The organism is Staphylococcus sp. HMSC62D11, from assembly GCF_001839145.1.
Lineage (GTDB): Bacteria > Bacillota > Bacilli > Staphylococcales > Staphylococcaceae > Staphylococcus > Staphylococcus lugdunensis.
The window spans coordinates 62,389-88,936 of the sequence record NZ_KV840184.1 but is presented as its reverse complement, the minus strand read 5'-3'; the positions used below and the strand labels follow the sequence as shown (position 1 = coordinate 88,936).

Genomic DNA, 26,548 nt, shown 5'->3' with positions numbered 1-26,548 from the left:
CAACACACTCACACTATTTTATGTTCAAATTCAAATATCTATTCATAATAGCATTAGTAGTAGTTCTTTTAGCATTGTGATAAGATAAATGTATAAATATTCGTAAATAGAGGTGTTCATATTGGCTAAAAAATCTGTAAGACATATAAAAATAAGAGAAATTATTTCAAACGAACAAATAGAAACTCAAGATGAATTAGTTAAACGTTTGAATGAATATGAACTCAATGTAACACAAGCTACTGTCTCAAGAGATATTAAAGAATTACAACTTATTAAAGTTCCAGCACCATCAGGTCATTATGTTTATAGCTTGCCTAACGATAGAAGATATCATCCGCTTGAAAAATTGGGAAGATATCTTATGGACTCATTTGTAAATATAGAAGGTACTGGTAATCTTTTAGTTTTAAAAACATTACCAGGCAATGCACAATCGATTGGTGCCATTCTGGATCAAATTGATTGGCCAGAAGTGCTAGGAACAATTTGTGGCGATGACACATGTTTACTCATTTGTAGAGATGAAAATGCTAGTAATGAGATTAAATCTCGAATTTTTAACTTATTATAAGGATGCGATGAATGTATGCTACAGAATTTATCAATCAAACAATTTGCCATCATTGACGAATTAGAAATTCAATTTTCTGATGGACTAACTGTTTTGAGTGGTGAAACAGGTGCTGGAAAATCTATTATTATTGATGCCATAGGACAATTAATTGGTATGAGAGCGTCATCCGACTTTGTGCGTCATGGCGAAAAGAAAGCCATTATTGAAGGTATCTTCGACATAGATAATAGCATTGAAGCCATTTCGATACTTTCCGAACTTGGCATGGATATCGATGAAGATTTTTTGTTAGTGAAACGTGAAATATTTAGCTCTGGTAAAAGTATCTGTCGCTTAAATAATCAAACCGTTACCCTTCAAGATTTACGTAAAGTTATGCAAGAATTATTAGATATACATGGTCAACATGAAACGCAATCCTTATTAAAGCAAAAATATCATTTAAAATTACTTGATGATTATGCCGAAGATAAATACTTAAAGTTAAAAGAGCAGTATCAAGACATATTTCGTTCTTATAAACAGAAACAAAAAGAACTTGAAGAGCTTGAATCTGCTGATCAAGCACTACTGCAACGTTTAGACTTAATGAAGTTTCAGTATGAAGAATTACAAGAAGCTCAATTAAAAGAAGATGAAGAAGAACAACTAGAAAGTGACATTAATCGTATTCAAAATTCTGAAAAGTTAAGCATTGCACTAAATAACGCTCATATGACATTAACAGATGACAATGCCATAACCGATCGTTTATATGAGTTTAGCAATCAATTACAAGTTATTAATGACATTTTGCCAAATAAATACCAAAAACTTAAAGAGGAAGTAGATCAATTCTACTATACTTTAGAAGATGCTAAACACGAGCTATATGATGACATGACTAATACAGAATTTGATGAGCAAGTATTAAATGAAGCAGAATCTAGAATGAATTTATTAAATAATTTAAAACGAAAGTATGGCAAGGATATTCCTAGTTTGATCACTTATCAAAGTAAGCTCGAACATGAAATTTCAAAAATTGAAAACTACGAAGAAAGTACGGCACAACTAAAAGAAGAGATTAACATACTTAAAGATAGGGTTTATGATAAAGGACAACAGTTATCTAAGGAACGACGAAATGTTGCTCTTGAATTAAGAGATCATATTGTTGCGGAAATTCGCAATTTACAAATGAAAGATGCAAATTTAGAAATTGCCTTTCAACCACTTGAAGAACCGAATCAAGACGGTATTGAGTTTGTAGAGTTCTTAATAAGTCCTAATAAAGGAGAACCATTAAAAAGCTTAAATAAAGTTGCTTCAGGCGGTGAATTATCACGTATCATGCTTGCACTAAAAAGTATTTTTGTTAAATCAAGAGGTCAAACAGCTATTTTGTTTGACGAAGTAGATTCAGGTGTTTCAGGACAAGCTGCTCAAAAAATGGCAGAAAAAATGCAAGATATCGCTTCTTATATACAAGTTATATGTATTTCGCATTTGCCACAAGTAGCTTCTATGAGTGATCACCATCTATTAATAAGTAAAGCCTCGGATGATAGTCGCACAACAACACATGTGAAAGAGTTAAAAAATGAAGAACGTATTAATGAGGTCGCGCGCATGATCTCGGGTGCACATGTTACTGATTTAACACGTGAAAATGCAAAAGAAATGATATCACAAAATCAACGTCAAACTTAAACATAATAATAATGATGTGGAGCTGAGTCGTATGCATTATAAACAATTGATTCAGAAAAAAGATAATTTTACTGGAAATATAAGAATTTTATTTGCAAATGAAGAAAAATATATTGCTGCAATTATTAATCTTTTAAAAACGACACACGCACATATTTATATATATGATATTGAGGATGCTTCCGAGTTAATACGTTCTTATGATTTAGATATTCAATTATTAAGACGTATTCACTTTAAATTAAATGATAATTTGCGAGATTTATTTTATTCTTGTAGCCAAGATTTGGAAAAAGATTCAACAAGCATTTTGGTTAAAGGCAATATATCTACAACCCGTTTTAAAAAGTTTTTAACACAAGCATTTGGCAATGCTTCTCAATCATTTAATCACATTGCTTGTTTTGATTTACCACAATATTATAAGACGTTAGTTTTAAGTGATGTCGTATATCAACGTTTTCCGGAATATAAAACAAAAATAAACACAATTTTTAATTTGAAACATTTTGCGCAATCAATGGAGTATGATCATTTTAATATTGGCATTTTATCATCGGTTAACCAACCTTTTGTGAAAATCTCGTCTTCGATTGATGCCGCAAAATTAAAAGAGCACTTTGCTAAAATGAACGAACGCTTTATTACCGTAGATGGTCCAATCACTTTGGATAATGCTATTGACAAAAATATTGCTATTCAAAAAAATGAAATGTCTGAGGTAGCTGGTGAAGTTGATGCATTACTTGTTCCTGATATAGATGTTGGTAATGCCATTTATAAATCATTCACATTGATAGGTCATGCTCAAGTAGCGAGTATTCTACTTGGAGCAGCAATACCAATTTCCTATACATCAAGATCTGATCAATTACAAACAATTATCGATTCAATTCATTTAGCTATAAGTTTAAGTTAAACAAAAACATAAACTATACAGTACGCAAATAATTTTTGAGTTTTATAGCTTTAAGAGTAAATAAATATCAAAATAAAGAATAATTCTTCATTTTGTTAAATTACATGTTGTAAAATGATTTAGTGAAATTAATATATAACTATATTTAAAAGTCATTGAACTTCATAAATGCGTAGTTAAAAATGAAGTTGTAAAGACGGGAGTTTTATCAATGTCAAAAAACCAATATGATTTAGTCGTGTTAGGCGGTGGAACTGCAGGTTATGTTGCCGCAATTAGGGCATCACAACTTGGTAAAAAAGTAGCAATTGTTGAACGACAATTGCTTGGTGGTACTTGTCTGCATAAAGGATGCATACCAACCAAATCTTTATTGAAATCTGCCGAAGTTGTACATACAGTTACACAAAGTAGTGAATATGGCATAAAAATTAATGATTTTTCCATTGATTTCAACAAAATTATGCAACGGAAGACGCAAATAGTTAATCAAATGTTCCAAGGTGTTCAGCATTTAATGAAACAAAATCATATTGATATTTTTAATGGAACTGGCCGAATTTTAGGGAGTTCAATATTCTCACCTCAAAGTGGAACGATTTCCGTAGAATATACTGATGGGCAATCAGAATTACTGACAAATCAATTTGTACTTATCGCAACTGGCTCTAGACCAACAGAATTACCATTTTTACCTTTTGATCATCACACTGTATTATCGAGTGATGATGTATTGAATCTAGATACATTACCTCACAGCATAGCCATTATTGGTGCTGGTGTCATTGGTTTAGAATTTGCTTCACTTATGATTGATTTAGGTGTTCATGTACATGTAATTGAATCATCATCTCGCGTACTGCCTACTGAGAGTGAGCGTATTTCTCAAGCCATTCAAAAAGCATTAGAACAACGTGGTGTACATTTTCATTTAAATGTAGAATTAACTAAAGATACAGTTAATATTACAACAGAAAAAATCGATTTTACATTGAAGGATAACCAAATAATTAATGTTGATAAAGTGTTAGTTGCAGTTGGTCGTAAACCTAACACTTTAGATATTGGGTTAAACAACACTAAGATCACTTGTAATGATGCAGGTTATATAAATATCAATAAATTTCAACAAACTGAAGAACAACATATATATGCAGCCGGAGATTGTATAGGTAAATTACAACTCGCACATGTTGGCTCGAAAGAAGGTATCGTTGCCGTAGAACATATGTTTGAACATAATCCTATTCCTATAGATTATCAATTAATGCCTAAATGTGTATATACATACCCAGAAATCGCTTCTATAGGAATGAATGATAATGATGCAACAGTACAAGATATTGAATTCGAACGCTATACATTACCACTTCGTGCAAATGGTAAAGCAATGATAGTGTCAGCGGACAATCAAGCTGGATTTATCGACGTTATAGTTCGTGCAGATGATAAGGAAATCATTGGTATACAAATGTTTGGAACACATGTTACCGAACTAATTAATGAGGCTGCATTATTACAATTTATGAATGGTTCTGCGTTAGAATTAGGATTAACAACACATGCACATCCATCCATGTCAGAAATATTGATGGAAGCAGGATTGAAAATAGAGAATAGAGCTATTCACGTTTAATTAGGAGGAAATACAATGAAAGATTATCAATCTGTCGGATTAACCGAAGATGATTTAAAAGCCATTTTCAAAGGAATGGATTTAGGAAGAAAAGTAGATGAGCGCTTATGGTTATTAAATCGAGCTGGTAAAATACCTTTTGTTGTCAGTGGTCAAGGGCAAGAAGCGACTCAAATTGGTATGGCTTACGCACTTAAAGAAGGAGATATTTCCTCACCTTATTATCGAGATTTAGCTTTTGTAACGTATATGGGTATGAGCCCTTATCAAATTATGTTAAATTCATTTGGTAAAAAAGATGATGTTAACTCTGGAGGGAAACAAATGCCTGCCCACTATGGCTATAAAGCAAAAGGTATGCTTTCCCAAAGTTCTCCTGTAGGGACTCAAATTCCACATACAGCTGGTGCAGCGCTAGCACTGAAGATGGATAAAAAAGAAAATATAGCTGTGGCAACTATCGGTGAAGGAAGTACTAATCAAGGTGACTTCCATGAAGGTCTAAACTTTGCTGGTGTGCATAAGTTGCCTTTAGTGTGTGTTATTATCAATAACAAATATGCAATTTCAGTGCCTGATTCATTACAATACGCTGCCGAAAAATTATCAGATAGGGCAATAGGCTATGGTATAAAAGGGATTACAGTTGATGGTAACGATCCAATTGCTGTTTATGCTGCCATGAAAGAAGCTAGAATACGTGCATTAAATGGTGATGGCCCAACGTTAATAGAAGCCGTTACAGCTCGAATGACACCGCATTCTTCTGACGATGACGATCAGTATCGCAGTAAAAGTATTAAAGAGGGATTAAAAGCAAATGACTGTAATGTAAAATTTAAATCTTACTTACTGGACACTGGCATTATTGATCAAACATGGTTAGATAAAATAGAAAATGAACATAAACATATCATCAATCAAGCAACTAAAGATGCCGAAGCTGCAGACTACCCTAATGTAGAAGAAGCTTACACACATGTATATGAAGAAGGGAGTAGTCAAAATGGCTAAATTATCTTATTTAGATGCTATTCTACAAGCTCAAGATATCGCTATGGAAAAGGATGAAAATGTCTTTATTCTTGGTGAAGATGTAGGTGTTAAGGGTGGTGTCTTCGGTGCAACAAAAGGCTTACAAGAAAAATATGGTGTTGAACGTGTAATTGATACACCTTTAGCCGAATCAAATATAGTAGGTACTGCGATTGGTGCTTCAGCTTTAGGTAAACGACCAATTGCTGAAATTCAATTTGCAGACTTTATTTTACCAGCTACAAATCAAATTATTAGTGAAGCAGCAAAAATGCGCTATCGATCCAATAATGATTGGAATTGTCCTATCACAATTCGCGCACCTTTTGGTGGAGGTGTTCATGGTGGTTTGTATCACTCGCAAAGCATCGAAAGTATTTTTGCTTCAACGCCTGGATTAACAGTTGTTATACCATCATCCCCTTATGATGCTAAAGGATTATTATTATCATCCATTGCATCTAATGACCCAGTATTATTCTTCGAACATAAAAAAGCTTATCGTTTTTTAAAAGAAGAAGTTCCTGAAGGCTATTATACCGTGCCACTTGGAAAAGCAGATGTAAAAAGAGAAGGACAAGATATAACTGTATTTACATACGGATTATGTGTTAATTATTGTCTGCAAGCAGCTGATATATTAGCAGCAGATGGCATTAGTGTTGAAGTTGTCGATTTAAGAACCATATATCCATTAGATAAGGAAACAATCATTCAACATGCAAAACAAAATGGCAAAATCTTGTTGGTCACAGAGGATAATTTAGAAGGAAGTGTTATGTCAGAGGTCGCAGCAATTATAGCTGAAAACTGTCTCTTTGATTTAGATGCACCTATCATGAGATTAGCTGGTCCAGATGTACCTTCAATGCCATTTTCACCTTCTTTAGAAAACGAAGTAATGATGAATCCTGAAAAAATTGAAGCGAAAATGCGTGAACTTGCGTCATTTTAAGGAGTGTATAAAAATGGATGTAAAAATGCCAAAGTTAGGTGAAAGTGTACATGAAGGTACAATAGAAACGTGGTTAGTCTCAGTTGGAGATTCAGTAGATGAATATGAGCCACTATGTGAAGTTATCACAGATAAAGTCACTGCTGAAGTCCCTTCAACAGTATCAGGTACAATTACTGAAATACTTGTTGATAAAGGTGAAACAGTTGCCGTTGATTCAATTATTTGTCGTATTGAAACACATGGAGAAACAAATAACCATATTGATGATAAATCTCAAAATAACGTAACTGAATCTGAGTCTGCAAAAAATGCCTTAAATTCTTATAAATCACAAGATACAGACGCAAAAAATAATAACGGTCGATTTTCACCTGTAGTATTCAAATTAGCTGCTGAACATCAAGTAGATTTAACTCAAGTAATAGGTACAGGATTTGAGGGACGTGTAACCAAGAAAGATATTTTAAAATATATTCAACAACACAGCGATAACACAAGTCAAGAAAAGCAACAAACTAAAGCTACGACAGCAACTAGAAATACAACTTCTAAGACTGAGTCATTGCAACCATCAAGTATTCCTGTCAACGGTGTCAGAAAAGCCATCGCGCAAAATATGGTAACTAGTGTAACAGAAATACCACACGGTTGGATGATGGTTGAAATAGATGCTTCAAACTTAGTTCAAACAAGAAATCATTATAAAAATAACTTTAAAGAAAAAGAGGGTTATAACTTAACGTTCTTTGCATTCTTTGTAAAAGCCGTGGCAGACGCTTTAAAAGCAAATCCTATTCTTAATAGTAGTTGGGACGGTGAAGACATCATCATTCATAAAGACATAAACATTTCTATAGCAGTAGCTGATGATGATAAGTTATATGTCCCAGTGATTAAACACGCGGATGAAAAATCAATTAAAGGTATTGCTAGAGAAATTAATGATTTAGCAAATAAAGCACGGACAAAAAAATTAACACAAGCTGACATGGAAGGCGGTACATTTACTGTAAATAACACAGGTACATTTGGTTCTGTTTCTTCTATGGGTATTATCAATCATCCTCAAGCAGCCATTTTACAAGTTGAATCAATCATTAAAAAACCTGTAGTTATTGATGATATGATAGCTGTTAGAAGCATGGTAAATTTATGTATTTCAATTGATCATAGAATACTTGATGGGGTACAAACAGGTAAGTTTATGTCACACGTAAAAAAACGCATTGAACAATATACGATAGAGACAACAAATATTTATTAATATTTTGCAGGCATGAAAACGTAGTCAACTTTGATTTTGTTTTCATGCTTTTTGTGTTATATCATTTCGAGTAAACAAGCTTATTGAAGATTGCTGTCAATATTAGTAGAATAAAGGAAAGTCTTTTTAAAATGAAAGGTGAATCATATGGATTTAAATTTTGATTTATATATGAACGATGTAGTTAATCAAGCCCGCAGTGAAATTGAACAAGCTGGCTATCAACAACTAACAACTGCAGAAGAGGTTGATGAAGTATTACAACAACAAGGAACCACATTAGTGATGGTGAATTCTGTATGTGGTTGTGCAGGAGGCGTAGCTCGTCCAGCAGCTTCACACGCATTACATTATGATAAATTGCCTCAACGTCTTGTTACGGTATTTGCTGGTCAAGATAAGGAAGCAACACAAAAAGCAAGAGATTATTTTGAAGGCTATGCACCATCTAGTCCATCTTTTGCACTTATTAAAAACGGTAAAATCACTGAAATGATTGAACGTCATCAAATTGAAGGACATGATGTTATGGATGTCATCAATCAATTACAAGCGTTATTCGATAAGTACTGCGAAGAAAGATAATTGGTGCTTACACATGTTAAAGTTAAATCCTTATAAGATTGGATTTAGAACACTGAAAACAGCTGTAGGTATTACTCTCGGAGTCATTCTAGCAAAATGGCTAGGACTTGATAATTATGCTTCAAGTGCTATCCTTATTGTGTTGTGCATCAAACATACAAAAATGCATTCGGTTCAAGCGATAGTATCTCGATTTATATCCTGTATCTTAGTTTTATTTATTGGTTCTGCTATCTTCAGTTTATTAGGTCAAACACCAGTTATTCTAGGTTTAATCGTTATGTTATTTATTCCTGTTACCGTGATGTTAAAAGTACAAGAAGGTGTCGTTACCAGTTGCGTTATTTTACTTCATGTCTTTAATGCTAAAGCAATTAACCTTCATTTAATTTTCAATGAAATCCAGCTTTTATGTGTTGGTCTTGGTATTGCTTTTATTATGAATTTAATTATGCCAAGTTTAGATAAAGATTTAATGCGTTATAAAGCTAAAATTGAACAAGAATTTAAAGAAGTCTTTTTAAAATTTAGCCAATTATGTAAATCATCAAATGAGATTATTAAATTGAATTTCAAGCAATTACAGTTAGATATTAGCAAAGGAAAGTCAATCGCATTTAGAGATGTAAAAAATCATTTTGTACGTAATGAAAATTCATACTATCACTATTTTGATATGCGACAAGAACAACTTGAGTTATTAAAACGTATACACGCACACCTTCAAAATGTTGAAATAAACGATCCAATAGCTAAAAGAGTCTCACATTTATTGTATGAAATTGGTGAAAATGTCAATAGCAACGACTATACAGTATTGCGCTTACATTCTTTATATGAAATCAGACTCACATTAAATGAATTGCCTTTACCAACCACACATAAAGCATTAAATTCACGTTCAAGTTTAATTCAGATTTTAAATGAATTAGAGGATTATTTACAAATAAAATCACAATTCGGCTCATTGCGCTTACATAGTGAATTATAATAAATACAGGCATGCTTGCATGACACAATGTCATTACAACATGCCTGTATTTTATTGCATAAATGGCACTAAACTTGTTAATAATAATGCTGCCACAACTGCAACCAACATGACGATAATAATAACTCTTAAAACTTTGTTATTCAATTGAAACGCTCCTTAACACTGTATGATAATGTTATAAAATTTATATATAAAATAACCTTATATGATTTACTTCAAAATGGCAATCATTATATTTTCTCTGTTAACTCAAGTCAGTTAAACTATAATCATAAGTTTTAGAAGAAGGAGTGGGCAAGGTGATTAACCAATCGCGATTAGTTGATACATTTTTAGAATTGGTACAAATCGACTCAGAAACGGGTCATGAATCAGTAATTCAACCCATATTAAAAACTAAATTAAAACAATTAGGGTTAAATGTAATTGAAGATCAAGCCAGTCAGCATGATGGTTTAGGTGCAAACAATTTAATTTGTACATTACCAAGTAATATTACGAATAGAGATGTTGATAAAATTTATTTTACGAGTCATATGGATACCGTCGTTCCTGGTGTAAATATTCAACCTGAAATTAAAGAAGACGGCTATATTTATTCTGATGGCACTACGGTTTTAGGGGCTGACGATAAAGCAGGATTAGCAGCTATTATAGAAATGATTCGGCACATCCAAGAACACAATATTTTACATGGACAAATTCAATTCATTATTACCGTAGGGGAAGAATCAGGATTATTAGGAGCTAAAGCACTTGATGACAGTCTTTTAGATGCTGATTATGGTTTTGCTGTAGATGCCAGTGTAGATGTTGGCACAACCGTAACTGGTGCACCTACTCAAATGCTTTTAGAGGCAATCATTAAAGGTAAAACAGCGCATGCAAGCACTCCTAATAAAGGTGTTAGCGCGATTAATATTGCTGCAAAAGCAATTAGTAAGATGAAATTAGGCCAAATTGATAATGTGACTACAGCTAATATTGGTAAATTTCATGGTGGCGCTGCTACAAATATTGTTGCTGACGAAGTTGTTTTAGAGGCAGAAGCAAGATCTCATTCCGATACAATGATCAAACAACAAATACATCATATGAAAGAAACGTTTGAATCTACAGCTAAAGCATTGGGTGGCGCTGCTGAAGTAAATGTAGTAAAAAGTTATCCTGGTTTTAAAATTCCCGACGACGCACTTGTCACTCAAATTGCTGTAAATAGTTCCCATGCATTAGGCTTATCTGGAGATACTGTAATTTCAGGTGGCGGTTCAGACGGAAGTATAATCAATATGTTAGGCATTCCTACTGTGATATTAGGCGTTGGTTATGAAGCCATCCACACTACATCAGAAAGAATTTCAGTGACTGCTTTATGTCAATTAACTGAGCAACTAATTAAAATCGTTGAAAATGTAGCTAAGTAAGTTTATGTAAGATGAAGTATACTCATAATATATGATACAATACTAATGAAAAATTGAACAAGAGAGGTAAGTAATATGACACAACAAATCGGTGTAGTAGGTTTGGCAGTAATGGGGAAAAACTTGGCGTGGAATATAGAATCACGCGGTTACAGTGTTTCTGTGTTTAACCGTTCTAGACAAAAAACGGATGAAATGGTAGAAGAATCAAAAGGAAAAAATATTCATCCAACTTATAGTTTAGAGGAGTTTGTTAATTCCCTAGAAAAACCTCGTAAAATTTTACTCATGGTAAAAGCTGGTCCTGCTACAGATGCAACTATAGATAGTTTGTTACCTTTATTAGATGATGATGATATTCTTATTGACGGAGGAAATACAAATTACCAAGATACGATTCGTCGAAATAAAGCGTTAGCCCAAAGCGGCATTAATTTCATAGGCATGGGTGTATCTGGTGGAGAAGTAGGGGCTCTTACTGGTCCTTCTTTGATGCCTGGTGGACAAGAAGCAGCATACAATAAAGTAAGTGATATTTTAGATGCTATAGCTGCGAAAGCTAAAGACGGTGCTTCTTGTGTAGAATATATTGGGCCTAATGGTGCAGGCCATTACGTGAAAATGGTCCATAACGGTATTGAATATGCCGATATGCAATTAATCGCGGAAAGTTATGCTATGATGAAAGACCTATTAGGTATGTCACATGAAGAGATTTCGAAAACATTCAAAGATTGGAATGCTGGTGAATTAGAAAGCTATTTAATCGAAATCACTGGAGATATCTTTACAAAATTAGACGAAAGTCATGATGCTTTAGTAGAAAAAATTCTTGATACTGCTGGCCAAAAAGGAACTGGTAAATGGACATCGATTAACGCGTTAGAATTGGGTATTCCATTAACAATTATTACAGAATCAGTATTTGCTCGTTTTATTTCATCCATAAAAGAAGAACGTGTCAATGCTTCCAAATTATTAAATGGACCAAACGCTACATTTGACGGTGACAAAGATGAATTCTTAGAAAAAATTCGTAAAGCTTTATATATGAGTAAAATTTGTTCTTATGCTCAAGGTTTTGCTCAAATGCGCAAAGCAAGTGAAGAAAACGAATGGAATCTTAAATTGGGCGATTTAGCTATGATTTGGCGCGAAGGTTGTATCATCCGTGCACAATTCTTGCAAAAAATTAAAGATGCATATGATAATAATTCAGAATTACAAAACTTATTATTAGACCCTTACTTTAAAGGTATTGTAACTGAATATCAAGATGCATTAAGAGATGTCGTAGCTACAGGTGTTCGTAATGGCGTGCCTACACCTGGTTTCTCAGCTAGTATTAATTACTATGATAGTTATCGTTCAGAGAACTTACCTGCTAACTTAATCCAAGCTCAACGCGATTACTTTGGCGCTCATACTTATGAACGTAAAGACAAAGAAGGCGTATTCCATACACAATGGGTTGAAGAATAATATTTAAGAGTCTGAGATATTAGTATGTTATTGGCTATGAACTATTGACTGTATTGAAAATAAGCTTATACTAAGCTTTTGTCATTCCTAGTCAACCTTGCCGGAGCGGGACAGAATTCATTATGAATTCGTAGTCCCGCTCCCTTCTTATCATTCTGTGCAAACGTTTGCATAATTATTTTACTTTTACCTATTAAATGTTATAGAATTCCTATTGAAAGCGTTTACTATAAAAGAGGTGATTTTACGGTAACAATTAAAGACGTGGCAAGGTATGCAAATGTCTCACCATCAACTGTTTCAAGAGTCATTAAAGGTAACAAGAAAATTAGTTTAGCCACTATCCAAAAGGTACAAACAGCGATGGATGAATTAAATTACTTCCCTAATCAAGCTGCACGTACACTTATAACTAAAAAAACAAACACAATCGGTCTTATCTTCAAAAGTGAAACAAATCTATTGCGCCAAAATCCATTCTATAATGATGTGATTACTGGCATAAGTAACACATGTAATCAATTTAATTATGCTACCAATACAACAGTTTCAAATAATGAAGAAGATTTGTTAAAAGAGGTTCAATATTTTATAGATAGCAAAAAGGTGGATGGATTTATATTACTTTATTCCAAAGAAAATAATCCTATCTTTCAATTATTAGTTAATCTAGGTATACCGTTTGTTGTTATTGGTAAAAATTATAATAAAAATGATGTCATCCATATTGATAATGATAATATTGAAGCAGCATATAAACTAACTGATTGGTTAATCCTACAAGGCTATCAAGATATTCTATTTTTGTCCGAAAAAGGTAATTATGCAGTTTCCGCAGATCGAACAATTGGCTATCAACAAGCAATGATCGATGCGAGTTTATATCCCAAAGTGCACAACATATCAAATCAGCGCCTAGATTTACAACAATTTGTCAAATACTTATTATGCTTACAGCAATTACCTCATGCTATTATCACTTCAGATGCAATGCTTAATCTACATCTTTTAAGCGTGTTATATGATAATCATGTGTTTATTCCAAAAGATATAGGCACTGCAACATTTAATTATTCATTTATAACCGAAAGTGCTTCACCCCCACAAACGTGTATCAATATAAATACAGAATGTTTAGGACAAACTGCTGCAACACAAATCATTAATCTATTAGCACAACAACAAGTATCTAATGTAGAAAATCAAAACATCTATATACCAACATCAATCATTCAACGTCAATCAACTCAAATAAATATAAAGGAGTAGGTACTATGTCAATTAAAAGAAATTGGTGGAAAGAAGCAGTCGCATATCAAGTGTATCCTAGAAGCTTTAATGACAGTAATAATGATGGTATCGGGGATTTACCCGGTCTCATTGCTAAGTTAGATTACTTAAAAGATTTAGGCATTGATGTCATTTGGTTAAGTCCAATGTATCAATCACCTAATGATGATAATGGGTATGATATAAGTGATTATCAAGCAATCATGGATGAATTTGGTACAATGTCTGACTTTGATCAACTGTTAAATGAAATTCATGCACGTGATATGAAATTGATTTTAGACTTAGTCGTTAATCATACTTCTGATGAGCATCCATGGTTTATAGAATCAAAATCAAGCAAGAATAACCCCAAACGCGATTGGTATATATGGCGAGATCCTAAAGAAGACGGTTCAGAGCCAAATAACTGGGAAAGTATCTTTAATGGATCTACTTGGGAATATGATACTCAAACACAACAATATTATTTCCATCTATTTAGTAAAAAACAACCCGATTTAAATTGGCATAATCCTGAAGTAAGAACAGCCATATTCGACATGATGAATTGGTGGTTTGATAAAGGAATTGATGGATTTCGAGTTGATGCAATTACTCATATTAAGAAAACATTTGAAGCAGGGGATTTACCAGTTCCAATTGGTAAATCCTATGCACCTGCCTTTGATGTTGATATGAATCAACCAGGTATACAAGCGTGGCTTCAGGAAATGAAAGATAAATCTTTGAGTCATTATGATATTATGACAGTGGGTGAAGCAAATGGTGTTAATCCAGATAATGCAGAAGAATGGGTAGGCGAGGACGAAGGAAAATTTAATATGATTTTTCAATTTGAACATCTCGGATTATGGTCAACAGGAGATCAAAAATTTAATGTCAACGCCTACAAAAATGTCTTAAATCATTGGCAAAAACGTCTCGAAGGCATAGGGTGGAATGCATTATTTATTGAAAATCATGACCAACCACGTAGAGTTTCAACATGGGGAGATGATGAAAAATATTGGTATGAGTCGGCGACAAGCCACGCTGTAGTTTATTTCTTACAACAAGGTACACCATTTATCTATCAAGGACAAGAAATAGGTATGACCAACTATCCATTTGAAAGCATAGAGACATTTAATGATATAGCTGTAAAAAATGAATATCAAATTGTGAAAAAGTCAGGTGGAGACGTTGAAAAACTACTAGACAAGTATAAAATGGAAAATCGTGATAACGCGCGTACACCAATGCAATGGGATGATAGTGTGAATGGTGGATTTACAGAAGGGCAACCATGGTTTCCAGTCAATCCTAACTATAAAACGATCAATGTTAAAGCGCAATTAAGTAATGAACATTCTGTATTGAATTTTTATAAAAAATTAATTAAATTAAAAAAATCTGATGACATTTATACTTATGGTCAATTTGATTTAGTAGATGCTGATAATTCTAAAATATTTGCATACACACGCACACTTGGAGATAAAACTGTTGTAGTAGCAGCTAATTTAACAAAAACTGAAGCAAAACTTAATTTACCATTTGATATTACGCATGCCAAGATTAAATTACACAATTATCCAAGTGAAGTAATTCTGGAAAGAGTCCAACCATATGAATGTTTTGTTGCAGAACTTTAGTTTGACCACTATTATATTGGCAGTAGTTGACTGGATTGAAAATACGCTAATACCAAGCTTTTTCAATCCTAGTCAACCTTGCCGGGGCGGGACTACGAATTCATTATGAATTCTGTACCGCAAAGGGTCTTGCAAAAATACATCTCATTTATACGTAATTTCACATCAACATACTTAAAAAAGCCAGTTCCTATATTATTTTCAATAGAAATTGCTTTTTTATTTGTCCAAGAACTTTATGTCCCAGACTTGTCGTTTGTCACATTATTCTATTTCATCTTCTGAATCTACATGATATGTTTCTTGTTGTATTGGTAACCAAAGTTGAATTTTAGTTGGCTGTTCAAAAGATATCTCATGTGGATATATCTCGACATAAAGGCTATCTCGTTCATAAGGCAATGTTAATTGCAAACTCGTTTCAATAAAATGCCATGCTTCATTTACAGCATAATCTATCTCACCGTGCAGATTAAACTTTGCATAATGACGACCAGGTAAGCGTCTACGTTCTAAATGCATCGGGTATCGATCACTTGGAACGCCGACAAATATTTCCAACCCGTTGTCTAAAGGACAACTAATGACAAATAATTCATAAGGGCTTATATTATTATACTTTAATAAATCTTTAATCTTACCATCAAGGTATAAATCTTCTAAAAAGTCTGGAACATTAAATGGATTGGATAGTTGGTTTGTATTAATATATCGTGCATGCCCAACCAGCGCAATATCACTGGTTTCTTCTAATCTATAGGGAAATGGTTCACGCTCTGTTGTAGATAATTTTATGTATACTCTTTTTTGAATTTTAAGTTCATTTTTTTTAGTAGATGCTTGAATAGGTGAGAGACCATGAAAACGACTAAAATCATTTGCAAAATCATTTGCATTAGCATATTGATACTTTTTTGCAACATCAACAAGACGTGATGAATTTTGTATCATATCTTCTGCTGCAAGTGTCATTTTTCTTGCTTGAGCATAATTTGATGGAGATAAACCCACAATCATTTTAAATGATTGGTCGAGATGGTAAGGTGAAAGACCAACGTAATCACTTAATTCCTGCAAATTAAACGGCTCGGTAATGCGGTCTTCAATATAAACAATGGCCTGTTGTAGCTGCTTAATAACGTCCAAAACTTTCACTCCAATAAATTTCAATCATTACATTATATTTTACAATAATTTCACTAAATATACACCAATTACGGTCACATTAATTTAAAAATAAAAGAACAGCACTCGAATACATAAAACGATATGCTGCTCTTTATGTTTTTATTGAATATCGTCCCACCAGTGATTACCATCTCGGCTTAATAATAAATCGCTTTCAAGCGGACCATTAGTTCCAGATTCATAATTAGGAAATACAGGGTCATTTAATGTCCATTCTTCTTGAATGATATCGACAAATTTCCATGTTGATTTTAATTCTTCCCAATGCGTGAAGTTAGTCGCATCTCCTTTTAGACAATCAAAAAGTAAGTTTTCATACGCATCAACTGTGTTCATTTTATCTTGAGCACTCATTGCATAAGATAGTTGAACTGGTTCAGTTTCGATACCTTGGATGCTTTTTTTAGCGTTTAAATGCAGTGAAATACCTTCATTTGGTTGGATATTAATGACTAATAAGTTAGAATCTAACAGCTTATCTGATTCATAATATAAATTCATTGGAACTTCTTTAAACTCAACTACAACTTGAATTGTTTTTGACTTCATACGTTTGCCTGTACGGATATAAAACGGTACACCAGCCCATCTAAAGTTATCTATCATTAATTTACCTGACACAAACGTTGGCGTGTTAGAATCATTTGCTACTCGATCCTCATCTCTATAAGCCTTAACTGGCTTATTATCAATATAACCTTCACCATATTGGCCACGTACAAAGTTTTGTTTAACTTCTTCTGGCTCTAATTTACGTAAAGATTTTAATACTTTTACCTTTTCGGCACGTATATCTTCGCTTTTTAAACTAATAGGTGCTTCCATGGCAAGTAAAGCCACCATTTGAAGCATATGGTTTTGCACCATATCTTTTAATGCACCACTTGATTCATAGTATCCTCCACGATCTTCAACACCTAATAATTCTGATGATGTTACTTGAATATTTGAAATATATTTATTATTCCATAAAGGCTCAAACATCGCGTTGGCAAATCTTAACACTTCAATGTTTTGCACCATATCTTTACCTAAATAATGATCAATTCTATATATTTCTTCTTCTTTGAACGATCTTCTAATTTGTTTGTTTAAAGATTCTGCAGATTTCAAATCACTGCCAAATGGTTTTTCTATAACTAGACGTTTGAAACCATGTGTATTAGTAAGACCAGATGTTTTTAAGAAATCTGAAATAATACCAAAGAATTGAGGTGCCATAGCTAAATAGAATAGGCGATTACCTTGTAATTGATATTGCTTATCTAATTCATTTGAAAAAGTTAACAACGATTGATAACTTGCCTCATCATTGACATCATGACGATGATAATAGACATGCGTCATAAATTCATCTAATAAGTCTGTATTGCCTACATGGTGTTGTATAGAAGATGCAACTTGTTGACGAAATTCATCATTTGTTAAATCTCGGCGACCAATTCCGATGATAGCAATATGTTCATCAAGATTATTCTGTTGAAATAAATGGAAAAGAGATGGGAAAAGCTTTCTGTGACTTAAATCACCAGTTGCTCCAAAAATTGTAATTAAACAAGGAATATGTTTGTTTTTTGTACTCAAGATCAAAACCTCAATTCTTTAGGGATATGATTTTCTTATTATAAAATAAAAGGGACAGGTATTCATATCTTTTTGCTTATATTATACTTTATTTCTTATTATAACAATTGTCATTACTTATGATAAAATATATTGAAGTAAAGGAGGCATATGCATGGAAGTAACGTTTTTTGGTACGAGCGCAGGCTTGCCTACAAAAGAAAGAAATACCCAAGCAATTGCTTTAAATTTGGAACCTTACTCTAATTCAATATGGCTATTTGATGTAGGCGAAGGAACACAACATCAAATTTTACATCATTCCATTAAACTCGGTAAAGTTGATCATATTTTTATAACGCATATGCACGGCGATCATATTTTTGGATTACCAGGTTTATTAACAAGTCGCTCATTTCAAGGAGGAGAAAGTAAACCTTTAACTTTGGTTGGTCCTCATGGAATCAAGGCATTTGTTGAAACAACTTTAAGCTTATCTGAATCTCACTTGAATTATCCAATTACTTTTATAGAAATCGACGATGGCTTTAGTTATCATCATAATGGGTTTAAGGTAACTGCAAAGGTTCTAAACCATGGCATTGTATCTTATGGTTACAGAGTTGAAGCGCCTACAACACCAGGTAAAATTAATGTCGAAGCTTTGAAAGCACTCGGACTTGAGCCAGGTCCTAAATACCAAGAAGTTAAGGATAACGATACATTTGAATTTAATAATATTATTTATAAATCCCAAGACTTTAAAGGATTAGCAAAACCAGGTCCAATCATAGCAATATTTGGAGATACTAAGCCATGTGCCAACGAGAAAATCATAGCACAGGGCGCTCAGTTAATGATTCATGAAGCTACATACATAGAAGGGGATAAAGCATTAGCAAATAACTATCATCATAGTCATATAGATGATGTATTTCAGCTTATTCATCAGGCACATGTTAAGCAAACATTAATCACTCATATGAGTAATCGCTATAATAAAGAGGATATTCATCACATTTATAATCATCTTTTGCAGCAAGACAATGTACCTAATTTCATATTTGTAAACGATTTCGACACTTTCAAAATTGAATAAAAATAAATAATATATAAAATAGAGTAGCACAGAAAATCAGTTTAACTTAAAGATTTCTATGCTACTCTATTTAATGTTTTAATTGTATTAGTTATCATTTTTAGATAATTCTATACTTCTTTTAACAGCCGCATTTAAACAGTCTTCAAATATACCCGATATATTATGCTCTGCAAGCGCATCTAACCCTGCTTGCGTAGTACCACCCTTGGATGTAATATTTTTTCTAAGTTGTTCCATACTTAAATCTGAACGTTCAATCATCTTACTCGTACCAATTATAAGATTACGGATTGATTCTTCTACTTGACGCTTCTCTAAACCAAGATTTGTCCCGGCTTTGACATATTGTTCAAATACATGGTAAAGGAAAGCTGGACCACTTCCAGTAATTGCTGTCACTTGATGTAAATGACTTTCGTCAACTTCTATTACAGAACCAAAGGCGTTTACCAAATCAATCACTTCTTGCTTAGCAGTTGGTCCAAAATTATTTGAAAAGCTAATACCTGTGACTGAATGACCCACTTGCGCATTTGTATTAGGCATGATACGCGCTACTGGCTGATTAACTTCAAGTTGCTGTTTAATATAATCAATAGGCAGTCCTGCCATGATTGATATAAAGCGATTATTATCTTGTATATATGGACGAATGCGTTTGGCAACAGTTTCAAAATCATGTGGTTTTGTTCCTAAAAAAACATAATCTGCACCTTTTAATAAAGCTGCATCATCATAACTATATTCAACACCTAAGCGAGTTGAAAATGTTTTAAGGCGCTCTTCATTAGATTTATTCGTAAGATAAATGTCATTTGATTCTAACTTATTTGCATTAATAATACCTGTGAAAATAGCTTGAGCCATATTACCTGCACCATAAAAAACAAGTTTCATTATTATATCAATTCCTTCCCCTTTTGATAGATACATAGTAACATAACTATAAAATATGGTCGAAATTGATACTAAAAGGAGAACAAAATGATAGGTAAACATTATGTTGTAACTGGAGGAACAAGTGGCTTAGGCTTAGAAATTGTAAAAGCATTGCTAAGTCATGGCGCAAAAGTGACCTTAATCATAAGAGACATAGAGAAGTATCAATCATTGTCGTTAAATAAATACAAAGGACATATTCAAACAATATGTTGTGATTTAGAACAACAAAATGACATTATAGCACTTACTTCTCAATGGTCAGAAACTATTGATGGCATTATTTATAGCTCAGGTTTAGGTTACTTTAAATCTATAGCCGCTCATTCAAATAAGGAAATGATAGAAACTTATGCAGTTAATTTACTTGGATTTCATTTGCTCTTTTATGGTTTAGCACCTTATTTAGTTAATGGGGCGTCAATCGTAGCTATTTCAAGCCAAGCTGCTTTTGTTACCCAAGCACATGCCGCACATTACAGTGCATCTAAAGCAGCTTTAAACGCTTCGTTAAACGCATTAAGAATAGAATCACCTGAATTACACATTATGGTTGTTAATGCTGGTCCGATTCGAACGCCATTTCATAAAAAAGCAGACCCCACGATGACATATGCAACAAAGTATAGTCGTCTAATGATTGAACCTGAACAGTTAGCACACCGAGTTATTAAAGGCATAATTAGAAAAGAGCAAGAAATAAATCAACCGACATGGATGCATCAAATGCTCAAAATATATCAACTTGCTCCAAGAACATTTGAACGTATTTTTGCACCATTATTTAAAAATAAAATGTAATGAAATAATTTGTAGGCTAAACATTAAAGATATTAAAACTGATATTTCTATTGATAACATATGTTGCTTCATGTCATTATTCTTATTCATAAGGCACCTCATTCATTGCGTTTATTAACGAATATTAAATGATACAAAAGCGCCATACTTTTTTAAAAGCACTTCACCGTAAAATGACATGTAAATACATAATATTTATGACAAAACTCATGAGAAAACAGTGCCGGGGCAACAACAAAGAGAAATGCAAAAAGCATTTCACCAAGCAAAGCAAGTTGGGGTGGGGCGGATGAGACAGCGCCCTATGAAGACGAACCAATAAAATACAAAGTGTTGAATATAAAAGAAGCGCAAAAAGTCTGGGACATCATGATGTCTTAGCTTTATGAACTAATATTGGCAACAGTTGACTAGGATTGAAAAAAGCTTGATTTAAACATATTTTCAATCCTAGTCAACCTTATCAGGGCAGGACTACGAATTTATAATAAATTCTGTTCCGCTCTCTTTGCGCTAATATTTTATTTTTGATGTCCAAGCTGTTTTCCTAAGTTAAATGCTGCGTATATTCTATATTTTTTACACGATGACGCGCTGCTTTAACTTTGTCTAAACTAAGTTTAATTAAATAATTATGGACATTTTCTTCAAGTTGCTTCACTGAACTTGCACCAACAATAATAGATCCTAATGCATCATGTGACACTAAATAGTTAAATGATAACGCACTTAAATTATTATCAATTTCTTTAATAGAAGCAATTGTTTCACCTAAATCATGATGCGTATAGTCAAATATACCTTCATGAAATTTACTATCTAATACATCAATACTATTAGCAGTTAATAATCCTTTAAATACGGGGCCACGAGCGAGTAACTTAACTTGCTTTGCATGGATTTGTTCTAATAAGCGTTCTGGGCGATTATCTATCAGATTAAATTGCGACATAATTGTATCAATTTGACTATGCTTCAAGTAATAGTCAATAACATTTGGACGAATGGATGAAATACCGTATGAACGTATGATACCTTCTTGCTTCAATTCATCAAAGGCACTAATCGTTTCATCTAAAGGATCATCGATAGTCCCACCATGCAATTGATATAAATCAATATGTTCCATTTTTAGACGCTTCAGCGATTGTTTCACGCCCTCTTTAATATGTTTCTTAGAAGGATCCCAAGTTGTCTGACCATTATCTAATAGACGGTTACCTACTTTTGTACCAACGATGATATCACCACGATTATGGTATTTTTTAAGTGCTTTCCCTACAAGTTCTTCATTCATTCCACGGTCATACATATCAGCCGTATCAAAGTAAGTAATACCATGCTCGATAGCACAATCAATAATAGATTGAGCAGTTTTAAAATTTGTTCCTAAACTCATGCAACCTAAACCTAATTCAGAAATTTCTATGCCACTCTTTAAAATATTTTTTTGCATGTCCTAGCTCCTTTCGATACACTTTAATTAACGCATTTATCTTATCAATATATCCATCTAAATGAAAGAGGAGTGAATAAATAATGGACTTTACAGAAACGACCATTGATAGAACAGTTATTTATAATGGGAAAATCATAGACCTGGAACTTCATGAAGTGGAATTACCGAATGGCAAAAGAGCCAAACGTGAACTTATTTATCATAATGGTGCCGTAGCAGTATGTGCGGTGACCCCTGAGAATGAAGTTTTATTAGTTAAACAATATCGCAAGCCAATTGAGCAACCTTTACTAGAAATTCCAGCTGGTAAATTAGAACAAGGAGAGCAACTTGAAAGTGCAGCTAAAAGAGAATTGTCTGAAGAGACAGGGTATGTTGCTGAACATCTTGTGCATATAACGGATATGTATGGTTCTCCTGGCTTTTCAAATGAAAAATTATCTATCTACTTTACTGACAAATTATCACCTGGCAAGATGCATTTAGACGATGATGAATTTGTCGAATTACATAAAATACCTTTAACAGAGATAAGCCAACGATTAGCAACTAATGAAATCACCGATGCAAAAACAATCATCGCACTACAATATTTACTGCTACATTATAATAATTCTAAATAATAAGCAGTCTTACTTGCGTTTTATTGATAATATTGGTACTTTATAAATGAGAATTTTATCAGTATAGATTAAAATGATTATAATTTTTAGTAGAGGGGTGAAGCTTCCGTGGAAGACCGTTTAAATCGCGTGAAGCAACAATTACAACAATCTTCATATAAATTAACACCTCAACGTGAAGCAACAGTGAGCGTTTTAATTGAAAATGAAAAGGACCATTTAAGTGCAGAAGATGTATATTTGAAGGTAAAGGATCGTGCTCCAGAAATTGGGTTAGCCACTGTCTATCGTACGTTAGAATTATTAGCAGAATTAAAAGTAGTAGACAAGATTAATTTTGGTGACGGCGTTGCCCGCTTCGATTTAAGAAAAGAAGGTGCTAAACATTTTCATCATCATTTAGTTTGTATGGAGTGTGGTCGTGTTGATGAAATTGAAGAAGATTTATTACCACAAGTCGAAGAACGTGTGGAAACTGAATTTAATTTTAAAATTTTAGATCATCGCTTAACATTTCATGGCATATGTGCTGAATGTCAAGCTAAAGGTAAAGGAGATAACAAATCCTCTTAAAGACACTTTGTTACATCCCGTTTTAAAGAGGTTATGACATGAATACAATCATAGAAGAATATTTAAAATTTATTCAAATTGAAAAGGGATTAAGTCCAAATACGATTGGTGCCTATCGTAGAGATTTAGATAAATATAAACTTTATCTTGAAACACGACATATTGAACATATCGACTTTATAGACCGTCAAACGATACAAGAGTGTTTAGGTTACTTAATTGATCAAGGAAGTTCGGCTAAATCGTTAGCTCGTTTTATTTCAACTATTAGAAGTTTTCATCAATTTGCATTACGAGAAAAGTATGCCGCAAAAGATCCAACTGTATTACTTGAAACACCGAAATACGAGAAAAAATTACCTGATGTTCTTGAAATAGATGAAGTTGTACGTTTATTAGAAGCGCCAGATTTATCTAAAAAAAATGGCTATAGAGATCGCACAATTCTTGAATTAATGTATGCAACTGGTATGCGTGTTTCCGAACTCGTGCATATTGAAATAGAAAACATTAATGTCATAATGGGCTTTGTACGTGTGTTTGGTAAAGGTGATAAAGAACGCATTATTCCATTAGGTGATACTGTCATAGATTATTTAAAGACTTATATGAAAGAGATTCGACCACAATTGCTTAAAAGCACGGTTACGAATGTATTGTTTTTAAATATGCATGGTAAACCATTATCTCGACAAGGTATTTGGAAAATGATTAAACAATATGGCATAAAATCAAATATTACGAAAACATTAACGCCACATACTTTAAGACATTCATTTGCAACACATTTATTAGAAAACGGTGCTGATTTAAGAGCAGTTCAAGAAATGCTTGGACATTCAGACATATCAACTACGCAATTATATACTCATGTTTCTAAAGCACAAATCAGGCAAATATATAATCAATATCATCCAAGGGCATAATAAAGATTAATGTCAGTCACTAAAATCTTTATTATGACTCTTTTTCTTTTTAGCTAATATTCTAGCTTGGTTTACAGCAGAGCGATCTCTTAATTTATGGTGATGAATAATATAGTCATCGGTTAACGTTTCTGGTTCAAAGAAATAATCTGAATGAAAACGTTTGACGATTAATTCTGCTTCAGACGTCATAGGCAAATAGATAGGAATAAACTCATGCTGCTTTGTAACCTGATAAATTTTCTCTTCTATTAGCTGTTGGTATGCTTCAATGTTTAATGGTAATTGATGTGTTTCTACCGCATTGCATATCGTAACTAGTGCTTTTTTATAACTTTTTAAAGCACCTTTATAATTATGTCGTCTATGGTGATATGAAGCTGTTGTAAATAAAATTAAACTCACAATAGCATCTTGCTTTGAATATGATGGTTGCTCTTTCCATGCATCTTCTAAAATATCATGACATAAAAAGTAATGTTGATGTCTGTGAAATTGATAAAAAAATTCAATAAGTGCTTTTTCCAAATAAATACATCCTTCATTTTAAATATATCTACTATTCATGCTATAATATTTTTGATAAATATGCACAATAGATGCAATATGAGGTAGATAAAAATGTATGAAGTAAAATTAGACGCTTTTAGCGGTCCACTCGATTTATTGCTCCATTTAATTCAGAAATATGAAATAGATGTTTATGACATTCCAATGAAAACATTAACTGAGCAATATATGCAATATGTACATACGATGAAGCGTCTAGAAATTAATATTGCTAGTGAATATCTCGTTATGGCTTCTGAACTCTTAATGATTAAAAGTAAATTACTTCTACCTCAATCAGATGATCATGTAGAATTTGAAGAAGATCCACGTGAAGATTTAGTAGGTAGACTAATTGAATATCAAAACTATAAAGAATATACAGAAATACTTGATAGTATGAAAGCAGAACGAGATCTCTACTTTACAAAACATCCGACAGATTTATCTCATTTAGAAACTAATGAAAGTTGGGATAAATCAAACACCATTGATTTGACAGAACTGATTGTTGCTTATCAAAGAGTGAAAAATCGCGTTGAGTATCACACACCAAAAACTGTAGAAATCAGTAAAGAAACATTCACTATTGAAGAAGCAACAGAAATTGTAACGACAAGATTACGTACACAAACAGCGTTTAATTTTTTCAGCTTATTTACTTTTCATGAACCAATTGAACAAGTCGTTACGCATTTTCTTGCTATTTTAGAAATGTCTAAGGCTGGCATAATAAACATAAGTCAAAAGCAAAATTTTGATGATATTGATATTGTAAGGGGAGTGAATTATCAAGTTGGATAAACAAGCAATCTTAGAGGCATTATTATATACAGCTGGCGATGAAGGTATTGACACAAAACAATTACTAGAGATACTGGACATTACTAAACCACAATTGATTGAATTAATCGATAATTATTCATCTCAAGGACTAGAAATTCATCACTACGGTCAAACTTATGTATTAACTACAAAAAAAGATGCTGCTAATTATATTGAAAAACTCGTTCAACAAAAGTCAAATATGAAATTATCACAAGCTGCAATGGAAACGTTATCAATCGTTGCTTATAATCAACCTATTACACGTAGTGATATTGAATTAATACGAGGTATTAATTCAGATGGTGCTGTTAGAACATTAGTTGCTCGTGGTATGATTGAAGCTAAAGATGTTGAACATTCAAGAAGCCATCACTTGTATACAACTGAATTATTTTTAAATGTATTTGGATTAGAAACAATAGAAGATTTACCAACTACCGAAGAAGATGATGAAGAAATGGAAGATTTCTTTAGTCAATTAGTTAATCAAAAGGGAGAATGATT

26 protein-coding genes are annotated in these 26,548 nt (G+C 32.9%); 20 read left to right on the top strand and 6 right to left on the bottom strand.

Annotated features, from left to right (window positions below; all coding sequences use genetic code 11):
* The first annotated feature begins 121 nt into the window (after positions 1–121).
* The 9 genes from ahrC (at position 122) to HMPREF3267_RS03290 (ending at position 9,657) form a co-directional block, all read left to right on the top strand.
* Entirely contained in the window at positions 122–574 is a 453-nt protein-coding gene (gene ahrC / locus HMPREF3267_RS03330) for a transcriptional regulator AhrC/ArgR (RefSeq protein ID WP_002478141.1), read from the top strand.
* A gap of 15 nt (positions 575–589) precedes the next feature.
* On the top strand, positions 590–2,269 hold the full coding sequence (gene recN / locus HMPREF3267_RS03325; RefSeq protein WP_070823834.1) for a DNA repair protein RecN: 1,680 nt from the start codon (positions 590–592) through the stop codon (positions 2,267–2,269).
* Between the two features lie 31 nt (positions 2,270–2,300).
* Positions 2,301–3,188, top strand: a complete 888-nt coding sequence (locus HMPREF3267_RS03320) for a phosphate acyltransferase (protein WP_062077667.1) — start codon at positions 2,301–2,303, stop codon at positions 3,186–3,188.
* Between the two features lie 211 nt (positions 3,189–3,399).
* A complete protein-coding gene (gene lpdA / locus HMPREF3267_RS03315) occupies positions 3,400–4,824 on the top strand; it encodes a dihydrolipoyl dehydrogenase (RefSeq protein ID WP_062077665.1) in 1,425 nt (474 codons plus the stop codon).
* A 15-nt stretch (positions 4,825–4,839) separates the two neighbouring features.
* Positions 4,840–5,838: a thiamine pyrophosphate-dependent dehydrogenase E1 component subunit alpha gene (locus HMPREF3267_RS03310; protein ID WP_002459042.1), complete on the top strand. Its 999-nt coding sequence runs from the start codon at positions 4,840–4,842 to the stop codon at positions 5,836–5,838.
* Entirely contained in the window at positions 5,831–6,814 is a 984-nt protein-coding gene (locus HMPREF3267_RS03305) for an alpha-ketoacid dehydrogenase subunit beta (RefSeq protein WP_002478144.1), read from the top strand. The genes HMPREF3267_RS03310 and HMPREF3267_RS03305 overlap by 8 nt, the downstream gene beginning before the upstream one ends.
* Before the next feature lie 13 nt (positions 6,815–6,827).
* Positions 6,828–8,081, top strand: a complete 1,254-nt coding sequence (locus tag HMPREF3267_RS03300; RefSeq protein WP_062077663.1) for a dihydrolipoamide acetyltransferase family protein — start codon at positions 6,828–6,830, stop codon at positions 8,079–8,081.
* Positions 8,082–8,228: 147 nt separating this feature from the next.
* The gene (gene brxB / locus HMPREF3267_RS03295) at positions 8,229–8,666 is read left to right on the top strand and encodes a bacilliredoxin BrxB (RefSeq protein ID WP_002478146.1); all 438 of its coding nucleotides are present in this window, start codon (positions 8,229–8,231) and stop codon (positions 8,664–8,666) included.
* A gap of 13 nt (positions 8,667–8,679) precedes the next feature.
* Entirely contained in the window at positions 8,680–9,657 is a 978-nt protein-coding gene (locus HMPREF3267_RS03290; protein ID WP_002459046.1) for an aromatic acid exporter family protein, read from the top strand.
* Positions 9,658–9,708: 51 nt separating this feature from the next.
* Here HMPREF3267_RS03290 and prli42 read toward each other — a convergent pair whose 3' ends face one another.
* The gene (gene prli42, locus HMPREF3267_RS12575) at positions 9,709–9,804 is read right to left on the bottom strand and encodes a stressosome-associated protein Prli42 (RefSeq protein WP_014533303.1); all 96 of its coding nucleotides are present in this window, start codon (positions 9,802–9,804) and stop codon (positions 9,709–9,711) included.
* Between the two features lie 155 nt (positions 9,805–9,959).
* On the opposite strand from prli42, the gene HMPREF3267_RS03285 reads away from it, so the two are divergent.
* The 4 genes from HMPREF3267_RS03285 (at position 9,960) to HMPREF3267_RS03270 (ending at position 15,493) form a co-directional block, all read left to right on the top strand.
* The gene (locus HMPREF3267_RS03285) at positions 9,960–11,084 is read left to right on the top strand and encodes a M20/M25/M40 family metallo-hydrolase (protein ID WP_062077661.1); all 1,125 of its coding nucleotides are present in this window, start codon (positions 9,960–9,962) and stop codon (positions 11,082–11,084) included.
* A 75-nt stretch (positions 11,085–11,159) separates the two neighbouring features.
* Positions 11,160–12,566, top strand: a complete 1,407-nt coding sequence (gene gndA / locus HMPREF3267_RS03280) for an NADP-dependent phosphogluconate dehydrogenase (RefSeq protein WP_002478149.1) — start codon at positions 11,160–11,162, stop codon at positions 12,564–12,566.
* Between the two features lie 192 nt (positions 12,567–12,758).
* Positions 12,759–13,835, top strand: a complete 1,077-nt coding sequence (locus tag HMPREF3267_RS03275; RefSeq protein ID WP_340132199.1) for a LacI family DNA-binding transcriptional regulator — start codon at positions 12,759–12,761, stop codon at positions 13,833–13,835.
* A gap of 11 nt (positions 13,836–13,846) precedes the next feature.
* Positions 13,847–15,493, top strand: a complete 1,647-nt coding sequence (locus HMPREF3267_RS03270) for a glycoside hydrolase family 13 protein (RefSeq protein WP_070823840.1) — start codon at positions 13,847–13,849, stop codon at positions 15,491–15,493.
* Positions 15,494–15,757: 264 nt separating this feature from the next.
* Here the strand turns inward: HMPREF3267_RS03270 and HMPREF3267_RS03265 are convergent, their stop codons facing one another.
* Both HMPREF3267_RS03265 and zwf read right to left on the bottom strand, forming a co-directional pair.
* Entirely contained in the window at positions 15,758–16,639 is an 882-nt protein-coding gene (locus HMPREF3267_RS03265) for an AraC family transcriptional regulator (protein ID WP_070823836.1), read from the bottom strand.
* Positions 16,640–16,780: 141 nt separating this feature from the next.
* The gene (zwf, locus tag HMPREF3267_RS03260; protein WP_002478153.1) at positions 16,781–18,265 is read right to left on the bottom strand and encodes a glucose-6-phosphate dehydrogenase; all 1,485 of its coding nucleotides are present in this window, start codon (positions 18,263–18,265) and stop codon (positions 16,781–16,783) included.
* Positions 18,266–18,419: 154 nt separating this feature from the next.
* Here zwf and rnz point away from each other — a divergent pair, with 154 nt between their 5' ends.
* A complete protein-coding gene (gene rnz, locus HMPREF3267_RS03255) occupies positions 18,420–19,343 on the top strand; it encodes a ribonuclease Z (protein WP_002478154.1) in 924 nt (307 codons plus the stop codon).
* Positions 19,344–19,430: 87 nt separating this feature from the next.
* On the opposite strand, the gene proC is transcribed toward rnz, so the two are convergent.
* Positions 19,431–20,243 (bottom strand): pyrroline-5-carboxylate reductase, encoded by an 813-nt coding sequence (gene proC, locus HMPREF3267_RS03250; protein WP_002478155.1) that lies wholly within the window; start codon positions 20,241–20,243, stop codon positions 19,431–19,433.
* Between the two features lie 87 nt (positions 20,244–20,330).
* Here proC and HMPREF3267_RS03245 point away from each other — a divergent pair, with 87 nt between their 5' ends.
* Positions 20,331–21,086 (top strand): SDR family NAD(P)-dependent oxidoreductase, encoded by a 756-nt coding sequence (locus tag HMPREF3267_RS03245; RefSeq protein ID WP_062077657.1) that lies wholly within the window; start codon positions 20,331–20,333, stop codon positions 21,084–21,086.
* 547 nt (positions 21,087–21,633) lie between these two features.
* On the opposite strand, the gene HMPREF3267_RS03240 is transcribed toward HMPREF3267_RS03245, so the two are convergent.
* Positions 21,634–22,542, bottom strand: coding sequence for an aldo/keto reductase (locus HMPREF3267_RS03240; protein ID WP_037544348.1), 909 nt, complete (start codon positions 22,540–22,542; stop codon positions 21,634–21,636).
* An 83-nt stretch (positions 22,543–22,625) separates the two neighbouring features.
* Here HMPREF3267_RS03240 and HMPREF3267_RS03235 point away from each other — a divergent pair, with 83 nt between their 5' ends.
* From HMPREF3267_RS03235 to xerD, 3 genes are all read left to right on the top strand, one after another.
* Entirely contained in the window at positions 22,626–23,168 is a 543-nt protein-coding gene (locus HMPREF3267_RS03235) for an NUDIX hydrolase (protein WP_002478158.1), read from the top strand.
* 108 nt (positions 23,169–23,276) lie between these two features.
* Positions 23,277–23,741 carry a ferric iron uptake transcriptional regulator gene (locus HMPREF3267_RS03230; RefSeq protein WP_002459058.1) on the top strand — a complete coding sequence of 155 codons (465 nt, stop codon included), beginning with the start codon at positions 23,277–23,279 and terminating at the stop codon, positions 23,739–23,741.
* Positions 23,742–23,779: 38 nt separating this feature from the next.
* Positions 23,780–24,667: a site-specific tyrosine recombinase XerD gene (gene xerD, locus HMPREF3267_RS03225; RefSeq protein WP_002478160.1), complete on the top strand. Its 888-nt coding sequence runs from the start codon at positions 23,780–23,782 to the stop codon at positions 24,665–24,667.
* 12 nt (positions 24,668–24,679) lie between these two features.
* Here the strand turns inward: xerD and HMPREF3267_RS03220 are convergent, their stop codons facing one another.
* Positions 24,680–25,195 (bottom strand): DUF309 domain-containing protein, encoded by a 516-nt coding sequence (locus HMPREF3267_RS03220; protein ID WP_002478161.1) that lies wholly within the window; start codon positions 25,193–25,195, stop codon positions 24,680–24,682.
* Between the two features lie 93 nt (positions 25,196–25,288).
* Between HMPREF3267_RS03220 and HMPREF3267_RS03215 the strand changes: the two genes are divergently transcribed.
* Positions 25,289–26,020: a segregation and condensation protein A gene (locus HMPREF3267_RS03215; RefSeq protein WP_002459061.1), complete on the top strand. Its 732-nt coding sequence runs from the start codon at positions 25,289–25,291 to the stop codon at positions 26,018–26,020.
* Positions 26,013–26,546 (top strand): SMC-Scp complex subunit ScpB, encoded by a 534-nt coding sequence (scpB, locus tag HMPREF3267_RS03210; RefSeq protein WP_012990840.1) that lies wholly within the window; start codon positions 26,013–26,015, stop codon positions 26,544–26,546. Before HMPREF3267_RS03215 ends, scpB begins: the two co-directional genes overlap by 8 nt.
* The last annotated feature ends 2 nt before the right edge of the window (positions 26,547–26,548 follow it).

Coding starts and splice junctions, on each gene's coding strand:
- rnz (WP_002478154.1), top strand. CDS start 18,420: ATGGAAGTAACGTTTTTTGGTACGAGCGCAGGCTTGCCTACAAAAGAA.
- proC (WP_002478155.1), bottom strand. CDS start 20,243: ATGAAACTTGTTTTTTATGGTGCAGGTAATATGGCTCAAGCTATTTTC.
- HMPREF3267_RS03320 (WP_062077667.1), top strand. CDS start 2,301: ATGCATTATAAACAATTGATTCAGAAAAAAGATAATTTTACTGGAAAT.
- recN (WP_070823834.1), top strand. CDS start 590: ATGCTACAGAATTTATCAATCAAACAATTTGCCATCATTGACGAATTA.
- HMPREF3267_RS03305 (WP_002478144.1), top strand. CDS start 5,831: ATGGCTAAATTATCTTATTTAGATGCTATTCTACAAGCTCAAGATATC.
- HMPREF3267_RS03245 (WP_062077657.1), top strand. CDS start 20,331: ATGATAGGTAAACATTATGTTGTAACTGGAGGAACAAGTGGCTTAGGC.
- HMPREF3267_RS03215 (WP_002459061.1), top strand. CDS start 25,289: ATGTATGAAGTAAAATTAGACGCTTTTAGCGGTCCACTCGATTTATTG.
- lpdA (WP_062077665.1), top strand. CDS start 3,400: ATGTCAAAAAACCAATATGATTTAGTCGTGTTAGGCGGTGGAACTGCA.
- gndA (WP_002478149.1), top strand. CDS start 11,160: ATGACACAACAAATCGGTGTAGTAGGTTTGGCAGTAATGGGGAAAAAC.
- HMPREF3267_RS03235 (WP_002478158.1), top strand. CDS start 22,626: ATGGACTTTACAGAAACGACCATTGATAGAACAGTTATTTATAATGGG.
- xerD (WP_002478160.1), top strand. CDS start 23,780: ATGAATACAATCATAGAAGAATATTTAAAATTTATTCAAATTGAAAAG.
- HMPREF3267_RS03290 (WP_002459046.1), top strand. CDS start 8,680: ATGTTAAAGTTAAATCCTTATAAGATTGGATTTAGAACACTGAAAACA.
- HMPREF3267_RS03300 (WP_062077663.1), top strand. CDS start 6,828: ATGGATGTAAAAATGCCAAAGTTAGGTGAAAGTGTACATGAAGGTACA.
- brxB (WP_002478146.1), top strand. CDS start 8,229: ATGGATTTAAATTTTGATTTATATATGAACGATGTAGTTAATCAAGCC.
- HMPREF3267_RS03240 (WP_037544348.1), bottom strand. CDS start 22,542: ATGCAAAAAAATATTTTAAAGAGTGGCATAGAAATTTCTGAATTAGGT.
- HMPREF3267_RS03310 (WP_002459042.1), top strand. CDS start 4,840: ATGAAAGATTATCAATCTGTCGGATTAACCGAAGATGATTTAAAAGCC.